Raw genomic sequence first — 18416 nt, 5'->3', positions numbered from 1 at the left:
AAAAATCAGATCGCTTCGCGCAGGTGATAGGATTTCGGCCGGGTCAGGTTGTCGTAGCCGATGGCGGACAGCGCCGCGCCCTTGCCGGTGTCCTTGACGCCGGTCCAGACCAGCGCCGGATCGAGATAGTCGCAGCGGTTCATGAACACGGTACCTGTCTGGACCCGGTCGCCGATCGCCACGGCGCGCTCGGTGTCGCGCGTCCAGATCGAGGCCGTCAGCCCATAGGGGCTGTCGTTCATCAGCGCGATGGCTTCCTCGTCGTCGCGCACCTTCATGATGCCGACGATCGGCCCGAAGCTTTCCTCGCGCATGACGCTCATCTGGTGGTCGACACCGGTCAGCACTTCCGGCGCCAGATAGGGCGAGCCCGGCCTGTCGTTTTCCACCTTCATGGCGATGTGCGCCTTGGCGCCCTTGCGCAGCGCCTCTGCCTTCTGCTCGCGGATCAGGTCGGCGAAGCGTGCCTGCGCCATCGGACCCATGGTCGTCGCCTGCTCCAGCGGATTGCCGACGACATAGTTCCTGGTCTCGGCGACAAAACCTTCGACGAACTCGTCATAGACCTTTTCGTGCACATAGACGCGCTCGATGCCGCAGCAGCATTGGCCGGAATTGTAGAAGGCGCCGTCGACCAAATTGGCGACCGCATGGTCCATTTTGGCGTCGGGAAGGACATAGGCCGGATCCTTGCCGCCGAGCTCGAGGCCGAGCGTCATGAAGGTGCCGGCCGCGGCCTTCTCGATGGCGCGGCCGCCGGCGACCGAGCCGGTGAAGTTGACATGATCGATCTTGCCCGAGCCGAGCAGCCTTTCGGTCTGGTCGTGGTTCATGACCAGATTCTGGAACAGGCCTTTCGGCAGGCCCGCCTTGTCGAACGCCTGCTGGAAGCGCTCGCCGACCAGCAGCGTCTGCGCCGCATGCTTGAGGATGACCGCGCTTCCGGCCATCAGCGCCGGCACGATCGTGTTGACCGCGGTGAGATAAGGATAGTTCCACGGCGCGATCACCAGCACGACGCCGAGCGGCACCTTCTTGACATAGCGGCGAAAGCCGTCCTTCGGATTGGAGGCCATGATCGGCTTCAGCGCAGCTTCCGCGATCTCGACCATGTAGCTGGTGCGTTCCTTGACGCCGCCGAACTCGCCGCCATAGCGCACCGGCCGCCCCATCTGCCAGGCGATCTCGGGCACGATCTCGTCGCTGATGCCGACCAGCGCTTCCAGCATCGCCAGCATGTACTTGCCGCGCTCGGCGACCGGTGTCTCGGCCCATTTCTCCTGCGCCGCCCTGGCGCGCTCTACCGCCGCATTGATCGCCTGATCCGTCGCGACCGGCCGCTCGGCGTAGATCGAGCCGTCGATGGGTGATTTGAGTTTTACGGTATCCAAGAAGACGTCTCCAAATTGACTCTTTCAGCAGGCGATGGCTCTGACATGACCCTGCGCGGCATAGGCCAAAATGGCCTTGTCACGGGTTACGATAGTCAAATCGCGCTCCCGCGCGGTCGCTATCAGAATTCGATCCATTGGATCGCTGTGAACGACACCTGGGAGGTAGGAGGCCGCTATGAGAATACGTGGCGTCACCCCTTCCACTGTGACGGCCGCCGCCTCAACGAACTCGTCGAACCAACGGTCGGGCGTCTTCGTGGACGGCAACCTGCCCTTCGACACCAGCATGCCCATCTCCCATGCCGACATGACCGATACGTTCAGCGTGCCGGACTGAGGAGCCTTGCTGATAGCCGTTGTCGCCGCATCGGCTATCGGTTCGTCCTGCGAAATCCAGATGACCGCGCAAGTGTCCAACAGAAGGTTCTCAGTCTTCATAGACCTTGCCCCAATACTGCTCGACAGGCTCCGTCAGATCGACCTCTGGGAGGATAGTAAGCGTTCCCTTCATGCAGCCGAAGATCGGGTGCCGTGTCGGTGTCCCGCCGATCTCGGCCTGAGCCGATTCGCCGAACCCCTTTGAAGTGCCGGAACCTGGCTGAACGCGCCGAAAGACCAGATTTTCGTCCGCTATATTGACGGACTCAGTCTGGAACCCCGCAGCCAGCCACTCCTTTGTCATTGGATTGTTGCTGGGGTTATTGCTCCACCAAGCAGGATACTGCTTGGACGCCGGTAGCTTTTCGCCAAGCAGCTTCTCGATGTCGCTGAACGACATCGGAACCCGCTCGCCGGTTTGAGCCATAAGATACGAACGCAAAGGCGAATACTTTCCCATTCTCACGCTCCCGAACTCAACCAGCCAAGACTACAGCTTTAGTTAGGTTCAGTCAACGTTCGACTACAGCTTTAGTAGCGTTCAAACCCCCGGTGCAGTTCCCAATCCGTGATGCGGCGGTCGTATTCGAACTGCTCCCAGCGGGCGGTGTGGACATAGTGCTCGATCACCTCCTCGCCGAAGGCCTGCTTCAGCATCGTGGAGGCTTCCAGCGTCTCGGTGGCATCGCGCAGCGTCTTCGGGATTTCCGGCAGTTGCGACGCCTGATAGGCGTCGCCGACAAACGGCTTCTGCAGCTCCAGCTTCTCGTCGATGCCGGCGAGACCGGCCGCGATCAGCGCGGCGAAGGCGAGATAGGGGTTGAGATCGGCGCCGCCGATGCGGCATTCCATGCGGATGCCTTTGGTACCCTCGCCGCACAGCCGGAATCCCGCCGTGCGGTTGTCCTCGCTCCACATGATCTTGGTCGGCGCGAAGGTGCCGGCCTGGAAGCGCTTGTAGGAGTTGATGTACGGCGCCAGGAACCAGGTGAACTCCTTGGCGTATTTGAGCTGGCCGGCCGCCCATTGCTGACCGAGGCTCGACAGCGTCCATTCGGCGTTTTTGTCGAAGAACAGCGGCGTCCCGCCGTCGGCGCTCCACAGCGAATTATGGATGTGGCTGGAATTGCCGGCGAGCCCGTAATTGTACTTGGCCATGAAGGAGATGGCCTTGCCTTCGGAATCGGCGATCTCCTTGGCGCCGTTCTTCAGGATGACGTGGCGATCCGCCATCTCCAGTGCTTCGGCATAGCGCACATTGATCTCTTCCTGGCCCGGACCCCACTCGCCCTTGGAATTTTCGATCGGGATACCGGCTGCCTCCATCTCGTTGCGGAGCCGGCGCATGACGCCTTCTTCCTTGGTGGTGATGCCGATCTGGTAGTCGCCGATATAGGGCGAAGCGCTGTCGAGCCCTTGCCAGTGCTTCCTGCGCGCCGATTCATAGGTTTCGCTGAACAGGTAGAATTCGAGCTCGGAGGCGAAGTAGCCGATATAGCCGCGCTCGCTCAGGCGCTTGACCTGCTTCTTCAGGATCGCGCGCGGCGAATGCGCGAGGTCCTCATGGTCGTGATGATCGAGCACGTCGCAGATGACCAGCGCCGTCTTCTCCAGCCATGGGACGCGCCGCAACGTCGACAGGTCGGGTTTCATGACAAAGTCGCCATAACCCTTCGACCAGCTCGCCGCCTTGTAGCCTGGCACCGGCTCCATATCGATGTCGCAGGCCAGCAGATAGTTGCAGCCATGCGTCTCGCCATGCGCGGAATCGACGAAATACTGGGCCAGGAAGCGCTTCCCCGCGAGCCGGCCCTGCATGTCGACGATGCAGGCCAGCACCGTGTCGACCTCGCCGTTCGAGACCGCTTTCTTCAACTGATCGAACGAGAAATTCCCGGCCATTCCTTTGGCACTCCAACACTTGTCGATTGAAAGGGAGAAACGAAGCTCTGGCCGGCGTGACGCCGGCCAGAGCGATGATGTTCGATATCAGTGGCCGGTCTCGCCGACCGCCTGCTCTGCCGCCTTGATCGCCGCCTGGCGCGCCGCGATAATGTCGCCGAGCGGCGGCCCCTGGAAGCGGTTGCGCTCGAAGGCGAACCAGACGACCGCCGTCAGGATGAAGAAGCCGACGGTGATGTAGAGCGCCCAGTCGTTCGGCGGCTGGATGCCGATGACGAAGATCAGGATCATCGACACGATCGAGAGCAGACCGAACAGCATGAAGATGCCGCGGCCCATGTTCCACGGCCCCATCTTGTCCCACTTCGGCGTCCCCCAGGCCATCATGCCGAGCACGATCGGCACGGTGAAGGAGAGGAACAGGAAGATGACGGTGCAGGACACCACGATCGTGTAGGCCGAGGTGCCAGCGACCGAGACCACCGACGAGCCCCACACGAACAGCACCGACAGGATCGAGGCTGTCCAGATCGCCGCCACGGGCGTGCGATAGGTCGGGCTGACCTTGGAAAGCGCTGCCGAGCCGGGCAGGCCGCCGTCACGCGAGAAGGCGAAGATCATGCGCGAGGCCGAAGTGACGGTGGCAAGGCCGCACAGCAGCTGTGCCAGGAACACGACGAGATAGACGAACTCCTTCAGTCCGGTTCCGACGCGCTGGTCGAAGGCCCAGAAGAACACGTTCCAGCCCTGCTTGGCGGCCTCGTCCATGTTCGGGATCATCAACACGAAGGCAGCCAGGAACAGGTAGCCGAACAGCGCCGACCAGATGACCGACATGACCATCGCGCGCGGCACGGAAGAAGCCGCCTTGATGGTTTCCTCCGACGTGTGCGCCGAGGCGTCATAGCCGGTGATCGTATAGATCGGCAGCAGGAGGCCCAGCGCGAAGACCCAGGCGTTCGAGACCTGCGGCCACACGCCACCTCCGGCATCGCCTGAGTAGTTGTGGAAGGTGAAGAGGCGGCTGAAGTCCCAGGTCTCGGCCGAGAGCAGGCAGACCACCGCGATCAGGATCGAGCCGAAGAAGATCAGATAGCCCGAAAAGTCGGTGAGCTTTGCCGTCAGCTTGATGCCCAGATGGTTGATCAGCGCCTGCGCGCCGGTGATGATGACCAGGAAGATCGTCTGGGTGGTCAGGTTGTTTTCAATGCCCAGCGCCGACCCGAAAGCGCCGACGAAGAAAGTCCAGGTGCCGACATTGATGGCGCCGAGCACGGTGATCAGGCCAAGCAGGTTGAGCCAGGCGGTAACCCAGCCGGTGCCGCGATTGCCGAGGATCGAGCCCCAGTGATAGAGGCCGCCGGCCGTCGGATAGGCCGAGCTGATCTGCGACATGGCGACCGCGAAGGTGAGCGACACGAAACAGCCCACCAGCCAGCCGATGCCGATGGCGATGCCGCCGGCGCCGGAGGTCGCCTGCGCCAGCGAGTTGATGCCGCCGGACAGGATGCAGATGATGGAGAAGGAAACCGCGAAATTCGAGAAGCGGCTGAGGCGTCGCTCCAGTTCCTGGGCATAGCCCATGCTGTGGAGGACTTGTATGTCCTCAGCCTTGTCGACTTCGGTGTAGTCATTTGCTGCCATGTTGGAAGTCCCCTGTGGTTTCTTAGCTGGCCGACTGTACTGACTTTCCCATTGCGCGTTGTCGGGAGCCCCTGGCCTCCTCGGGCTCCAGATTCGAGAATATGCCTGTGAGCAGATCCGCCCATTTCCGCTGCCCGGTCTCGCCGGAGATCTCGTCGTTGCGGATTTCGATCATCGCGCAGGCAAGGCCGCGCGAGCGCGCGTGCCGTTCCAGCGTGAAATAGACGCGGTCGGCCGGCGAATAGGGTTCGTTGACGCCAACGGTGACGCCGGAGAGCCGCTTGAGCGCCGATATCAGCGGCGCGGCGAGCCGGCGATCGTCGTCATGGATGATGCCGATATGCCAGGGACGGGTCCTGCCCTTATAGACCGGCGTGAAGGAGTGCACCGACACCAGGCGCGTTTCCTGGCCGAGCGCCAGCCGCTGCTCGATGATCTCAGCGATCGTGTCGTGGAACGGACGCCACGCGAGATCGATCCGCTCCGCGCGCTGCTTGCCGGAGAGATTCGAATTGCCCGGAATGGCCGTCGCCTCGCTGACCGGCGGCACGAGGTCCGGCGCGTCGAGCGGGCGGTTGCAGTCGATCACCAGGCGCGAGATGCGGGTTTCGACCAGCGTGGCGTCGAGCGCGTCGGCCATCCGGCTGGCGACCGGCAGCGCGCCCGGATCCCAGGCGATATGCCGGGAGAGATCCTCGGCGGGCAGCCCGAGCGTTCCGAATTCGGCGGGCAGGAAGTTCGAGGCGTGATCGCAGGTGAGGACGAAGGGGCTCGAGCCGCCGGGGTTGGTCACCCTCACGGTCTCAGACGGTGCAAGGCTGGCGCGCCGTGCTTTCTCCATACTGCCGTCCCCTCGGGAGCGCTGTATCTTATGTTACGTAATTTGCCTCATTGCGCCCCTGTGAATGATTTCATACAGTTTACGCGGCTTTGTCAAACGCGGAATTCCGAAAACGGCGGCGACCGGGTCAAAGGGTGGGGAAAACGATGATCTCCAGTATTGCCGAACTGATTTCGGACCGCATCGGCACGATGCCGGCAGGCGAGCGCCGCGCCGCACAGACGCTGATTGCCAACTATCCGCTGACCGGGCTGAAGACCGTGGCCGAGTTCTCGACCGCGGCGGGAGTCTCCTCACCGACGATTCTGCGTTTCGTCGCGAGGTTAGGTTTCCAGAACTATCCCGAATTCCAGTCGGCGCTGCAGGATGAACTGGCCGCGCAATTGCAGTCGCCGGCCTCTCGCACGCTCAACTCGGCGTCGCCCGCCAATGGCGGCGCCGTTTCGCCGATGCTGGAGGCGACGCTCGACAACATGCGCGAGACGTTCCGGCACCTTACCGACAAGCAGTTGGCCGACATTGCCGCACGGCTTGCCGAGCGCCGCGGCAAGACCTTTCTGATCGGCGGCCGCTTCACCGATCCGCTCGCGCGCTACATGGCAGCCCATCTCGCCATCATCCAGCCAGACGTCTACCACCTCGCCGGCCAGGAGAGCATCTGGCGCGACCGGCTGATTGACATGGGCAAGCGCGACGTCCTGGTTATCTTCGACATCAGGCGCTACCAGGAAAGTCTGCTCCGCTTTGCCGAGAAGGCGCACCAGCGCGGCGTCCAGATCGTGCTCTTCACCGATCAGTGGCTCTCGCCGATCGCCCGCTTCGCCCGCCATGTGATCGCCGGGCGTACCGCCGTGCCTTCGGCCTGGGATTCGTCCGCCGCCCTCTTTGTCGTCGCCGAAACGCTAATCGGCGCGGTCACGAGGCAGCTCGAAGCCGCCGGCGCCAAGCGCATCCGCGACCTGGAGAGCCTGCGCTAGGCAGTTCCGTCCGTTCGGTTTTCCTTTAACCGAATGGCGGCCGGCGTCCCCCAAATTGCGGCAAAAGGTGGGACCGAAGCGATGATCCCGCTTCACGTTACCGAGATTTAATGTGCACGTTTGCGTGATAATTGCCATAAAACGCTGATATTATGATGTGGCGTGGCCGGTATCGCTCTCACGCCGTATCGTCGCTCAGCCTGCTTCCACCTGGAACCGGCGGACGATTCTGCCGCTGGAGTGTCAATGTCGAGCTGGAAACAGATTGTTCTTGCGCTGGTGATCGTGGTTGCCGCTGCGGCCGCCTGGGCGCGCTTCTATCCCGGCGCGCCTGAGGTATTGGCACGCTGGGGTATGGACTGGGCGATTGCGGCGACGCCCCCCGCCACGGGAAGCATCGAGAGCGGTTCTGTCCGGTCCGGTCGCAATCGCGCCGGCCAGATCGTGACCATTGTCGCCTCCCCTGCCGGCACCGCCACCATCAACGACAGGCTTCAGGCGATCGGGACCGGCCGCGCCAATGCGACAGTCACTGTCAATCCATACTCTTCCGGCCGCCTCACCGAACTGCCGGTGCAGTCCGGCACCCATGTCGAAAAAGGCGATGTCATCGCCAGGCTCGATTCGGAGACGGAAGTGATTGCGCGCGACCGTGCCAAGGTCGCGCTCGACGACGCCCAGGCGAAGCTCGACCGGGTCAAGTCGCTGCGAGCCTCCAATGCCGCCACGCAAGTTGCCGTCGCGGATGCCGAGGTGGCGCTCGCCAATGCCAAGCTGGCGCTGCGCGATGCCGAGCTCGCGCTCGAGCGCCGCTCGGTCGTCGCGCCTATCGAAGGCACTGTCGGTATCCTGCCGATCGCCGCCGGCAACTATGTCACCAGCCAGTCGGCGATCGCCACGCTTGACGACCGCTCGAGCATATTGGTCGATTTCTGGGTGCCGGAGCGTTTCGCCGCCGCTGTAAAGGTCGGACAGCGATTGTCGGCCACGCCGCTGGCCAACCCCAACCAGGTCTATTCCGGCACGGTTTCGGCCATCGACAACCATATCGACGAGAACAGCCGCACGCTGCTCGTCAAGGCGACGATCGCCAACCCGCCGGATTCGCTGCGCGCCGGCATGTCGTTCCAGATCGCCATGAAATTCCCCGGCGACACCTATCCGGCCGTCAGCCCACTGGCCATCCAGTGGGGCACCGACGGCGCCTATATCTGGACCGTCGAAAACGGCAAGGCAAAGCGCGTGCCGGTGCGCATCATCCAGCGCAACACCGAGACGGTGCTGATCGATGCTCCCGTCGAGAGCGGCGATATGGTGGTGACCGAAGGCACGGAGAGTGTCAGCGAAGGCGGCGACGTCCGGATCGCCGGCGAGGACCGCGCCACCGCGGCCGAAGGCTCATGAGCGCCGCCGGCGACCAGACCGCGGGATCGGGCCTGACCGCGCTCTTTATCCGCAGGCCGGTCATGGCCTTCGTGCTCAACACGCTGATCGCGGTCGCCGGCCTCGCAGCCTTCTGGGGCGTCGAAATCCGCGAACTGCCGGATGTCGACCGCCCGGTCATCACCGTCAACACCACCTTCGAAGGCGCGGCCGCCGAAACCGTCGACCGCGAGTTGACCGACCCGATCGAGGGCGCCGTCGCGCGCGTCTCGGGTGTCAAGTCGATCTCGTCGACTTCATCTTTCGGCCAGAGCCGCGTCACCATCGAGTTCAGCGACGGCGTCGATCTCAATGTAGCCGCCTCCGATGTCCGCGATTCCGTCAGCCGCATCACCAACCAACTGCCCGAGACCGCCGATGCGCCGCGCATCGTCAAGGCCGACGCCAATTCCGACCCGGTGATGCGGCTGGCGGTCACGTCCGACACCATGTCGGTGCAGGACATGACGGTGCTGGTCCAGGACCGCATCGAGGACGAGCTCGCCGCCGTTCCAGGAGTCGCCGACGTCCAGGTATCCGGCGACCGCGACAAGATCTTCCGCATCGATGTCGACCAGAACAAGCTGGCAAGCCATGGCTTCACCGTGGCGGATTTGCGCAAGGCGCTCGCCTCCGTCGCCTTCGATTCCCCGGCCGGCTCGATCACCACCACCAACCAGGACCTCGTCGTGCGCACGACGGCCGACGTGACCACGTCGGAGGAATTCGAGAGCATCGTCATCGGCGGCGCGACGCGCATCCGCGACGTCGCGACCGTGACGCTCGGCCCCGACATCGGCCAGACCTCATTGCGCTCCGACGGCAAAACCGGCATCGGCCTCGGCATCATCCGCCAGGCGGAATCGAACACGCTCGATATATCGACCGGCGTCAGGGCCGCCGTGGAGAAGCTCCAGGCAAACCTTCCGCAAGGCATGTCGATCAAGGTCACCAGCGACGATGCCGTCTTCGTCAACGGCGCTGTGCACGAGGTTGAGATCGCGCTCGCGCTTTCCGTCTCGATCGTGCTGATCGTCATCTACGCCTTCCTGCTCGACTGGCGCGCGACGCTGATCCCGGGCCTGTCGATGCCGGTCGCCATGATCGGCACCATCGCCGCGATCTACCTCGCCGGCTTTTCCATCAACATCCTGACGCTGCTGGCGCTGGTTCTGGCGACGGGCCTCGTCGTCGACGACGCCATCGTCGTGCTCGAAAATATCGTGCGCCGCCGCAACGAGGGCATGGGGCCGCGAGCGGCCGCCGTGCTCGGCACCCAGGAAGTCTTCTTCGCCGTCGTTGCCACGACGCTGACCCTGGTCGCCGTCTTCGTGCCGATCTCCTTCCTGCCGGGACAGACCGGCGGGCTCTTTCGCGAGTTCGGCTTCGTGCTGGCGATGTCGGTACTGCTCTCCTGCGTCGTGGCGCTGACGCTCTGCCCGATGCTCGCCTCGCGCATGCTGACCAGCGCCTCTCTTCACCACGAAGGTGGCAGCGGCGTGGGCGCTCGCATCGGCGGCGCATTGCATCGGCTCTACAAGCGCTGCCTGCATGCCTGCCTCGGCGCCCCCTGGATCGTAGTGCTCGTCGCTATGCTCTTCGCTGGCACCGCCTTCACTTTGTTCGGCACGATACGTCAGGAGCTGACGCCGACCGAAGACCGCGCCGTCGTTTTGCTGCGCATCAACGCGCCGCAAGGAGTCAGCCTCGACTACACGACCGAGCAGATGCGCAAGATCGAGCGGCTGATCCAGCCTTTGCGCGATTCCGGCGAGATCCGCAGCACCTTCGCGAATGCCGGCAACAACGGCGCCTACAATAGCGGCTTCATGGTGATGACGCTGGCGCCGTGGGCCGAGCGGACGCGCAGCCAGCAGGAGATCATGGCCGAGATCAGCCGCCTGACAAAGCAGGTGCCAAGCGTCCGCGTTTTCCCGGTTCAGCCCAACAGCCTTCGCATCCGCGGCGCGGGCAGCGGCCTGCAATTCGCCCTGGTCGGCAACGACCGCAAGGCGCTAAGCGCGGCGGCGGTGCAGATCGTCGAGGAAATGCGGCAGGATCCGCGCTTCCAATCACCGCGACTTTCCGTCGACCTTACGCAGCCGCAGCTTGCCGTTGCCATCGACCGCGAGCGCGCCTCCGACCTCGGCATCGACATCACCGGGCTTGCGGACACGCTGCAGGCGATGCTCGACGGCAACGATGTCGTCGACGTCTACATCGCCGACCGCAGCTATGGCGTGAAGCTGGTCTCGACCACCAATCCGATCAACGATCCGACGGATCTGGAAAACATCTTCCTGAAAACGTCGGACGGCCGCTTCGTGCCGATGTCGACCATCGCCACGCTGACCGAGCGCGCCGTGCCGCCGTCCCTGACTCGCGAGCAGCAGCAGCCGTCGGTGGCGATCACCGCCAGTCTCGGCGGCAGCTTCGCGCTCGGCGATGCGCTGACCCGCGCCGAGGAGATCGCAACACCGCTGCTGCCGTCGGACGCGCGGATCGTGCCGCTGGCCGAGGCGGCGACACTCGGCGAGAGCAACAGCGCCATGGCGACCATCTTCGGTTTCGCGCTGGTCATCATTCTTCTGGTGCTGGCGGCCCAGTTCGAGAGCTTCGTCAGCGCCGTCATCATCATGGCGACAGTGCCGCTCGGGCTCGCCTGCGCCATCTTCGCGCTGCTTTTGTCGGGCACCAGTCTCAATGCCTACAGCCAGATCGGCCTGGTCCTGCTGGTCGGCGTCATGGCCAAGAACGGCATCCTCATCGTCGAGTTTGCCAACCAGCTGCGCGACCGCGGGCTTGGCGTGCGCGAGGCGATCGAAGAGGCTGCCACCATTCGCCTTCGCCCGGTGATGATGACGATGATCTGCACCGTGCTCGGCGGCGTGCCGCTGGTGCTGGCTTCGGGCGCAGGCGCCGAGGCGCGCGTGGCGCTCGGTTGGGTGATCGTCGGCGGCCTTGGCCTGGCGACCGTCTCCACGCTCTTCCTGACCCCTGTCGCCTATCTCTTGCTTGGCCGCTTCGTCACGCCCAAGGCGCATGAGGAAGCCCGCGTGAAGCGCGAACTCGAGCAAGCCGCCTATGCCAATGTCGAGCCGGCGGAATAGTGCGCAGGCACGAGCCAGGCAGCTCAGCTACTTGCCGGTGAAATCGGGCAGCCGAATGTATGGATTGCGCTGATCGTAGGGATATCTTGGCTCGCCTTTGCCAGACGAAACGGCTCCCGCTATGAGCACTCCTTTCGGCCCAAATTGATAATCGATGCCGGCACAAAGATGCGCGAGCGTTTCATAGTCGAAGTTGCGCAATTCGCTGCCGGCTGCGAATGCAGCCGCTTTCATCGCATCCGACGAAAGCGAGCCGAGCATGCTATTGCGATAGGCCCTGACCTTGGCCTTGCTGAGCCGCGATGACTGGCATTCAGAGCCGACGACGCGCGCCAGCATGATATTTCTAATTGCGGTCGATGCTGGATCATTCAAAGAGGCCGAATATTTATTGAGAAAATAGTTCGTACCCGGATCATTGGTCATCGACTTGCGCCAAATGGGCGGGAACTTGTCGGCGGCCTCGGCACTAAATGGACCTGCCATTGACACCAGGACGAATCCGACAAACCACCGTAGCCTCATAGACGCGACCTCGAGTTATTTTGATCAGGGCTTAACAAACACCTTGCCGTTCGGCTTGGCCAGCTCGTCCGACAGCCTGGCCATCGCCTCGTCCAGCGGCACCACCGCTGTCACATCCGTCGACCAGCGCCCGTCGGAAAATCTCTTCTGTGCCTCCAGCACCGCCGGGCCGAGCCGGTCGCGGAACTGCCGCATCCATTCGGCCAGCCAGAAGCCTTCGATGCGCTTGTGCTGGAAGATCAGTTGGCCGGGCTCGCGGATGACAGTCGGCTCGGCGTCGAGCCTCCCATAGACGATCCAGCGCGAGCGCTTCGGCATGGCGTTGAAGATGGCCGAGGCAAGCAGTCCGGTCACTGCGTCCAGGAAGATGCGGGGCTGCTCCGCCTTCATCACCTCGCGCAGCGCGGCCTCGAAATCCGCCGCCTTCTCGTTGAGCGCATGGGCGGCGCCCAGCCCTTTCAGCAGCGGGATCTGCTCGTCGCGGCGCACGGTGACGATCGGCCTAAAACCCTCCTCTTTCGCCAGCCCGATGATCAGCTTGCAGAGCTGGCTGGCGCCGGCAGTCATGATGAAGGCCTTCTCACCCTCCTGCTTGACGATGTCGAACATGGCTAAGGCGGTCAGCGGATTGACGATCATCGCCGCGGCGTCCTCGTCGCGCACCGTGTCGAGCAGTGGAATGCAGGAAGCCGCCTCGGCAACCGCGTATTCTGCCCAGGCGCCCCAGTTCGACACGCCGGTGGCGAAGGCGACGCGCTTGCCCGCAAGGCTTTTTGCGTATGGATCGTCGCCAGTCGAGGCCACGATTCCGACGCCCTCAAATCCGGCCGGCCGGCCCTGCACACGGGGCTGGCCGTATTGCCCTGTGATGAAGGCGATATCGGACGGGTTGATTGAGGCGAGACTGACCTTGATCAGCGCTTGTGTCGGACCAGGCGCCGGCACGGCAATGCTGCCGGGCTTCAAATAAGGCTCCATCGCCTCCGGCACGCTGGCCGAAGGCGTTTTGCTGTAGCCGTCGCCGACAAGCAGCAAGCCTCGCATTTCCGATGGAAGCGTCATGGCGGTCAGATCTTCTCCTGCGTGTATTTCCTGAGCTCGGCGCGCGCCACCTGCCGCCGGTGCACGGCGTCCGGCCCGTCGGCCAACCGCAGAGTTCTCAGATGCGTCCACGAGCGGGCGAGCGGCGTATCCTGGCTGATGCCTTGCGCGCCGAACATCTGCACCGCCTCGTCGGTGACCTTGAGCGCGACGCGCGGCGCTACCACCTTGATCTGGCTGATCCAAGGGGCCGCAGCGCGTGCATCGCCCTGGTCGATCATCCAAGCTGCCTTCAGGCACAAGAGCCTCGCCATCTCGATCTCCATGCGGCATTCGGCGACGATGTCGAAATTGGCGCCGAGCTTTGCCAGCGATTGGCCGAACGCCTCGCGCCGCACCGAACGCTGGCACAGCATCTCCAGCGCCATCTCGGCCTGGCCGATCGCACGCATGCAATGATGGATGCGGCCTGGCCCAAGCCGTCCCTGCGCGATCTCGAAGCCCCTGCCCTCGCCGAGGATCAGGTTCGCCGCCGGCACCCGCACATCCTCGAACCTTAGATGCATATGGCCATGCGGCGCGTCGTCGTCGCCATAGACCTGCATTGGCCGGAGCTTGGTGATCCCCTCGCTCTCTGCCGGCACCAGGATCATCGAATGCCGGCGATGCTGCGGCTCCTCGTCCGAGCCGGTCCTCACCATGACGATATAGATGGCGCAGCGCGGATCGCCGGCCCCGGACGCCCACCATTTCTCGCCGTTAAGCACATAGTCGTCGCCCTGCCGCTCGCAGCGCATCGAAATATTGGTGGCATCGGATGAGGCGACGTCCGGCTCGGTCATCAGATAGGCCGAGCGGATCTTCCCTTCGAGCAGCGGCTCCAGCCATTGCCGCCTGTGCTCTTCCGAGCCGTAGCGCTCCAGCACTTCCATATTGCCGGTATCGGGCGCCGAGCAGTTGAAGGTCTCTGCGCCGAGATGCGCCTTGCCCATCTCCTCCGCCAAATAGGCATATTCGACCGTCGACAGGCCGTAGCCGCGCTTGGAATCGGTCAGCCAGAAGTTCCACAGCCCGCGCTCCCGCGCCGTCTTCTTCAGTCCTTCGAGGATTTCAGTCTGCCTGGCCGTGTAAGTCCAGCGGTCTCCGTTTCTGCCGACCTCGGCGAGAAACTCCTCGCCGAGCGGTGCGATCTCGTCGCGCACCATCGCGGCCACGCGCTGATGGATCGGCTTCAGCCGCTCGGTCATGCCGAGGTTCATGTCCGCCATCGGTTCCGACCCTTTCGCTTCTTTATCCGTGGCAAGGATGACCGTACTTCGGCTAGCCTTGTCAACGCGAGTCCTTCGGTTCCGGCCGGGACGAGGCGCGCGGGAGGAATTAGGATGAGCTATCTCGACAAGCTGTTCTCGGTCGTCGGCAAGACCGCGCTTGTGACCGGTGCCGCAACAGGCATCGGCCGCATGGTGGCGACCGGACTGGTGCAGGCCGGCGCCACTGTGATGATCGCCTCGCGCAAGGGCGAGGACTGTGTGCGGGTCGCCGACGAAATGAACGCTCAGGGCGGCTCCGGTCGGACCGAGGGGTTTGCCGGCGACGTGTCCAGCGAAGCGGGCATCGCCGCGCTGGTTGCCGAGGTGAAGGTCCGAACGGACCGGCTGCACATCCTGGTCAACAATGCCGGCATTTCCTGGGGCGCGCCGCTCGCAGAGTTTCCCTACCACGCCTGGACGAAGGTGTTGGGCGTCAACGTCACCGCCGTCTTCCACCTGACGCGCGAGCTCTTGCCGCTGCTCGATGCTGCAGCAAGCGACGATGACCCGGCCCGCGTGATCAATCTGGGCTCGGTGATGGGCACGCAGCCGCTGGCCGACGACGCCTATTCCTACACCGCCTCCAAGGCTGCGGTGCATCACCTGACGCGCACGCTGGCGATCGAATTCGCCGCCCGCCGCATCACCGTCAACGCCTTTGCGCCCGGTCCCTTCCAGAGTCGGATGACGGCCTTTGCCACCGCCACGGAGGAGCAGGCGAAACGTGTCGGCAGCCATGTTCCGCTCGGCCGCATCGGCGTGGCGGATGACATTGCCGGCGCAACGCTCTATTTGTGCAGCCGTGCCGGAAGCTATGTCACCGGCGCCATCCTGCCGATCGACGGCGGCCAGTCGGTGCAGCACGGGATGACATTGTTCAAGGAGTAGGACGCCCGGTTCAAGCAATCGCGATCGGGCGGGGTGCGGAGGACATCAGCGTGGAACCGATCAGTCTCGATACGCTTCTGGCCTGCGTCGGCAAGGAAGTCGGCGTGTCGCCCTGGCGCACGGTGACGCAGCGCATGATCGATCAGTTCGCCGACGCCACCGACGATCACCAGTTCATCCATTGCGATCCGGAACGGGCCGCGCGCGAGACGCCGTTCGGCGGCACCATCGCGCACGGCTTCCTGTCGCTGTCGCTGCTGTCGGCCATGACCTTCGAGACCATGCCGCCGATCGAAAACACCAAGATGGGCGTCAATCACGGCTTCGACACGCTGCGCTTCCTGGCGCCGGTGAAGACCGGCTCGCGCATCCGCACCCATTTCGTGCTGGCCGACGTCAAGGTGCGGCCTTCCGGATGGGTGCAGACGGCGCACGACGTCACCATCGAGATCGAAGGATCGAAGAAGCCGGCGCTCACCGCGCGCTGGCTGACCCTGACGCTGATCGAGCGCCAGCCCGAGACCGCATGAGCGGCGACGCCAACGCGCTCGACCAAGCAGCGCTTGCGCCTTATCTCGAAGCGCATGTGCCTGGTTTTTCCAAGCTTTGCGCGGCCGAAAAATTCGAGTCCGGACAGTCGAACCCGACCTATCTGCTGACCGCCGCCAGCGGCCGCTACGTGCTGCGCGCCAAGCCGCCGGGGCAGTTGCTGAAATCGGCGCATCAGGTCGACCGCGAATTCCGGGTCATGCAGGCGCTGAGCACGACCTCCGTGCCGGTGCCGCGCATGCTCCATCTTTCAGGCGAGATGACGCCGATCGGCCGCATGTTCTACGTCATGGAGTTCCTCGACGGGCGCATCTTCTGGGATCCGTCGCTGCCGGATATATCCGGCAATGACGAGCGTGCCGCGATCTGCGACGCCATGAATGCCACCCTCGCCGCCCTGCACCAAGTCGATGTCGAGGCTGTGGGCTTAGGCGATTTCGGCAAGCCCGGCAGCTATTTCCAGCGCCAGTTCGCGCGCTGGACAAGTCAGTACCGCGCCTCCGAAACCGAAAGCATAGCCGCTATGGATCAGCTGATGACCTGGCTGGAGACGCATATGCCGGCCGATGACGGCCGGGTCTCGCTGGTCCATGGCGACTACCGATTGGACAATATGATTTTCGCCAAGGACGAGCCCAAGGTCATCGCCGTGCTCGACTGGGAACTGTCGACGCTTGGCCATCCCTTTGCCGACCTCGCCTATCAATGCATGCAATGGCGGCTGCCGCATGCGTCTGGCTTTCGCGGCCTAGACGGCATCGACCGCGCCTCGATCGGCCTGCCGTCCGAGGAGGCCTATGTCGCCGCCTATTGCCGCCGGCGCGGCATCGACGGCATCGGCAACTGGACCTTCTTCCTCGCCTTCTCCTTCTTCCGCCTGGCGGCGATCTGCCAGGGCGTCTACCGCCGCGCGCTGGACGGCAATGCCTCCAACCCGGAAAAGGCCAGGACCTATGGCGAGGCGGTGAAGCTGCTCGCCGCGCTGGCGGTGGAACTGATTGACAAGAAAAGTTGAGGGAGCCAAGCCGGGGCCGTTTCGATGGAGCGACGGTGTTTTAGCCGGTGCGACAGGCGGCCTCGGCAGCGGCGCGGCCAAAGCCTTCGCCACTGAGGGCGAGCGGCCATGCGCTGGCGCTGGACGGCGGCATTAGCGCGATCTAGTTCGGAAAAAGTGGGTAGCGGCTTTCCTGTTCGGAATTAAGTAGGAACAAAGCGTTAGGGCGTATCTTGGGGAACCAGGCCGCTCCCTTGTCCGTTTCCGTACAGCGTATATAATTTTGTCAGGCACCCAGTCATAAAGGCAGGCGGAAATTGCCGCTGAGCGTTCAGAAACGCCGCGAGAAACAGAAAGCCGAGCTTCGTTCCGAACTGGTCGACGCAGCTCACAAGCTCGTCCAGGAAGAGGGATACGAAGGGCTTACCATCCGCAAGCTTGCCAAGCGGGTCGGCTACGCGCCGATGTCGGTCTATTCCTATTTTGCCGACAAGCAGGACATCCTGTTCGCGCTCGCCGAGGACGCGTTCGAAACGCTTGCCCGCCGCATCGAGGAGCACCCGGCTGACGATCCCGTTGAGGCGCTGAGGGCTGTTATGACCGAGTATGCCGCCTTCGGGCTCGGCAATCCCAATGAATACCGCACCGTCTTCATGACAGAGAAGACCCGGCTTCCGGAGGGCCGCACCTACGAGGACATGGAAGAGAGCAACCCGGCGATGAAGGTGCTGATCAAAAGGGTCGAGGCCTGCGTCGCAGCCGGCAAGCTCAAAGGCGACCCTCGCGCCATAGCCACCATGCTGTGGACCGTTGGCCACGGCACGATCTCGCTGCTGATCACCTTTCCCTTCTATCCGTTCGGCGACCCCCAGGCCTATGTGAAGCGGATGTGCGACTTCATGCTGGCCTCGTTGTCGGCGCAAGACATACCCCCGCTCACCGAAACACCGGTCAACTGCTGACCGGCTTCGCCGGCTTGACACAACGCCGGTCGCTTGATTTGCGACGCCGGTTACTCGGTTCAAGCTAATTTGTCGTACGCGTACAAATTCCCTCTTGAATTCAGCCTCCATTAACCGTATATGTACGTTGTGTCGTACATGTACGATTGGAGACGGAAAGATGAAAAAGACAATCCTCGCGCTCGCTGCCTTGCTGGCTTTCTCGGGCGCCGCTTTCGCTGGCGGGAGCCAGCCGGCCAAGCACGCCCCTGCGGCCTGCACCCAGACTCACACCAATCAGGCGCTCGACTGCGCCGCGACCGGCTCGGTGGAAAAGCCCGATGCCGCCAACACTCAGACGACCAACGGCCCGCGGCTCGGTATCGACGTGAACCCTTGGTTCGTGCCGGGCCTCTAATCAGCGCCAAATCGCAAACGAAACCGGCGGCGCTTGGCCGCCCGTTTTCGTTTCGCCTGAAGCCCGATTTGACTGCGGCGGC

General features: G+C 63.6%; 17 protein-coding genes. 8 read left to right on the top strand and 9 right to left on the bottom strand.

Going from position 1 to position 18416, the window contains the following annotated elements:
- Positions 1-5: 5 nt before the first annotated feature.
- From A9K66_RS17330 to A9K66_RS17305, 6 genes are all read right to left on the bottom strand, one after another.
- Positions 6-1391 (bottom strand): aldehyde dehydrogenase family protein, encoded by a 1386-nt coding sequence (locus A9K66_RS17330; protein ID WP_067325854.1) that lies wholly within the window; start codon positions 1389-1391, stop codon positions 6-8.
- A 24-nt stretch (positions 1392-1415) separates the two neighbouring features.
- On the bottom strand, positions 1416-1832 hold the full coding sequence (locus tag A9K66_RS17325) for a type II toxin-antitoxin system VapC family toxin (RefSeq protein ID WP_067325851.1): 417 nt from the start codon (positions 1830-1832) through the stop codon (positions 1416-1418).
- The gene (locus A9K66_RS17320) at positions 1822-2232 is read right to left on the bottom strand and encodes a hypothetical protein (protein ID WP_067325849.1); all 411 of its coding nucleotides are present in this window, start codon (positions 2230-2232) and stop codon (positions 1822-1824) included. Before A9K66_RS17320 ends, A9K66_RS17325 begins: the two co-directional genes overlap by 11 nt.
- A 71-nt stretch (positions 2233-2303) precedes the next feature.
- Positions 2304-3674, bottom strand: a complete 1371-nt coding sequence (locus A9K66_RS17315; protein ID WP_067325846.1) for a glutamine synthetase family protein — start codon at positions 3672-3674, stop codon at positions 2304-2306.
- Between the two features lie 87 nt (positions 3675-3761).
- A complete protein-coding gene (locus A9K66_RS17310) occupies positions 3762-5318 on the bottom strand; it encodes an amino acid permease (protein ID WP_067325840.1) in 1557 nt (518 codons plus the stop codon).
- Positions 5319-5340: 22 nt separating this feature from the next.
- A complete protein-coding gene (locus A9K66_RS17305; protein WP_067002583.1) occupies positions 5341-6159 on the bottom strand; it encodes an N-formylglutamate amidohydrolase in 819 nt (272 codons plus the stop codon).
- Positions 6160-6305: 146 nt separating this feature from the next.
- Between A9K66_RS17305 and A9K66_RS17300 the strand changes: the two genes are divergently transcribed.
- From A9K66_RS17300 to A9K66_RS17290, 3 genes are all read left to right on the top strand, one after another.
- Positions 6306-7136 (top strand): MurR/RpiR family transcriptional regulator, encoded by an 831-nt coding sequence (locus A9K66_RS17300; RefSeq protein ID WP_067002767.1) that lies wholly within the window; start codon positions 6306-6308, stop codon positions 7134-7136.
- Between the two features lie 246 nt (positions 7137-7382).
- Positions 7383-8540 carry an efflux RND transporter periplasmic adaptor subunit gene (locus A9K66_RS17295; RefSeq protein ID WP_067325836.1) on the top strand — a complete coding sequence of 386 codons (1158 nt, stop codon included), beginning with the start codon at positions 7383-7385 and terminating at the stop codon, positions 8538-8540.
- Positions 8537-11668, top strand: coding sequence for an efflux RND transporter permease subunit (locus A9K66_RS17290; protein WP_067325833.1), 3132 nt, complete (start codon positions 8537-8539; stop codon positions 11666-11668). Before A9K66_RS17295 ends, A9K66_RS17290 begins: the two co-directional genes overlap by 4 nt.
- Before the next feature lie 27 nt (positions 11669-11695).
- Here A9K66_RS17290 and A9K66_RS17285 read toward each other — a convergent pair whose 3' ends face one another.
- From A9K66_RS17285 to A9K66_RS17275, 3 genes are read right to left on the bottom strand one after another with little or no spacing between them, the layout of a single operon-like run.
- Positions 11696-12160 carry a hypothetical protein gene (locus A9K66_RS17285; RefSeq protein ID WP_197507487.1) on the bottom strand — a complete coding sequence of 155 codons (465 nt, stop codon included), beginning with the start codon at positions 12158-12160 and terminating at the stop codon, positions 11696-11698.
- A gap of 57 nt (positions 12161-12217) precedes the next feature.
- The gene (locus tag A9K66_RS17280) at positions 12218-13255 is read right to left on the bottom strand and encodes a zinc-binding dehydrogenase (protein ID WP_067325827.1); all 1038 of its coding nucleotides are present in this window, start codon (positions 13253-13255) and stop codon (positions 12218-12220) included.
- Positions 13256-13260: 5 nt separating this feature from the next.
- Positions 13261-14502: an acyl-CoA dehydrogenase family protein gene (locus A9K66_RS17275; protein WP_067325823.1), complete on the bottom strand. Its 1242-nt coding sequence runs from the start codon at positions 14500-14502 to the stop codon at positions 13261-13263.
- A 114-nt stretch (positions 14503-14616) separates the two neighbouring features.
- Between A9K66_RS17275 and A9K66_RS17270 the strand changes: the two genes are divergently transcribed.
- From A9K66_RS17270 to A9K66_RS17250, 5 genes are all read left to right on the top strand, one after another.
- Positions 14617-15432, top strand: coding sequence for an SDR family oxidoreductase (locus A9K66_RS17270; protein ID WP_067325820.1), 816 nt, complete (start codon positions 14617-14619; stop codon positions 15430-15432).
- A gap of 44 nt (positions 15433-15476) precedes the next feature.
- Positions 15477-15962, top strand: coding sequence for a MaoC family dehydratase (locus A9K66_RS17265; RefSeq protein ID WP_275955103.1), 486 nt, complete (start codon positions 15477-15479; stop codon positions 15960-15962).
- Positions 15959-16996: a phosphotransferase gene (locus A9K66_RS17260; protein WP_067325814.1), complete on the top strand. Its 1038-nt coding sequence runs from the start codon at positions 15959-15961 to the stop codon at positions 16994-16996. Before A9K66_RS17265 ends, A9K66_RS17260 begins: the two co-directional genes overlap by 4 nt.
- A gap of 296 nt (positions 16997-17292) precedes the next feature.
- Positions 17293-17937 carry a TetR/AcrR family transcriptional regulator gene (locus A9K66_RS17255; protein WP_067325810.1) on the top strand — a complete coding sequence of 215 codons (645 nt, stop codon included), beginning with the start codon at positions 17293-17295 and terminating at the stop codon, positions 17935-17937.
- A gap of 160 nt (positions 17938-18097) precedes the next feature.
- On the top strand, positions 18098-18334 hold the full coding sequence (locus A9K66_RS17250) for a DUF680 domain-containing protein (protein WP_067325805.1): 237 nt from the start codon (positions 18098-18100) through the stop codon (positions 18332-18334).
- Positions 18335-18416: the final 82 nt, after the last annotated feature.

Source organism: Mesorhizobium sp. AA23 (assembly GCF_001672435.1).
Classification (GTDB): Bacteria; Pseudomonadota; Alphaproteobacteria; order Rhizobiales; family Rhizobiaceae; genus Mesorhizobium.
The sequence above is the reverse complement of the archived record's forward strand: the minus strand, read 5'-3'. Positions and strand labels throughout refer to the sequence as shown.

Bases quoted from the DNA above. Each gene is read 5' to 3' on its own strand.
- A9K66_RS17325 (WP_067325851.1), bottom strand. From the start codon at position 1,832: ATGAAGACTGAGAACCTTCTGTTGGACACTTGCGCGGTCATCTGGATT.
- A9K66_RS17320 (WP_067325849.1), bottom strand. From the start codon at position 2,232: ATGGGAAAGTATTCGCCTTTGCGTTCGTATCTTATGGCTCAAACCGGC.
- A9K66_RS17315 (WP_067325846.1), bottom strand. From the start codon at position 3,674: ATGGCCGGGAATTTCTCGTTCGATCAGTTGAAGAAAGCGGTCTCGAAC.
- A9K66_RS17310 (WP_067325840.1), bottom strand. From the start codon at position 5,318: ATGGCAGCAAATGACTACACCGAAGTCGACAAGGCTGAGGACATACAA.
- A9K66_RS17305 (WP_067002583.1), bottom strand. From the start codon at position 6,159: ATGGAGAAAGCACGGCGCGCCAGCCTTGCACCGTCTGAGACCGTGAGG.
- A9K66_RS17300 (WP_067002767.1), top strand. From the start codon at position 6,306: ATGATCTCCAGTATTGCCGAACTGATTTCGGACCGCATCGGCACGATG.
- A9K66_RS17295 (WP_067325836.1), top strand. From the start codon at position 7,383: ATGTCGAGCTGGAAACAGATTGTTCTTGCGCTGGTGATCGTGGTTGCC.
- A9K66_RS17290 (WP_067325833.1), top strand. From the start codon at position 8,537: ATGAGCGCCGCCGGCGACCAGACCGCGGGATCGGGCCTGACCGCGCTC.
- A9K66_RS17280 (WP_067325827.1), bottom strand. From the start codon at position 13,255: ATGACGCTTCCATCGGAAATGCGAGGCTTGCTGCTTGTCGGCGACGGC.
- A9K66_RS17275 (WP_067325823.1), bottom strand. From the start codon at position 14,502: ATGGCGGACATGAACCTCGGCATGACCGAGCGGCTGAAGCCGATCCAT.
- A9K66_RS17270 (WP_067325820.1), top strand. From the start codon at position 14,617: ATGAGCTATCTCGACAAGCTGTTCTCGGTCGTCGGCAAGACCGCGCTT.
- A9K66_RS17260 (WP_067325814.1), top strand. From the start codon at position 15,959: ATGAGCGGCGACGCCAACGCGCTCGACCAAGCAGCGCTTGCGCCTTAT.
- A9K66_RS17250 (WP_067325805.1), top strand. From the start codon at position 18,098: ATGAAAAAGACAATCCTCGCGCTCGCTGCCTTGCTGGCTTTCTCGGGC.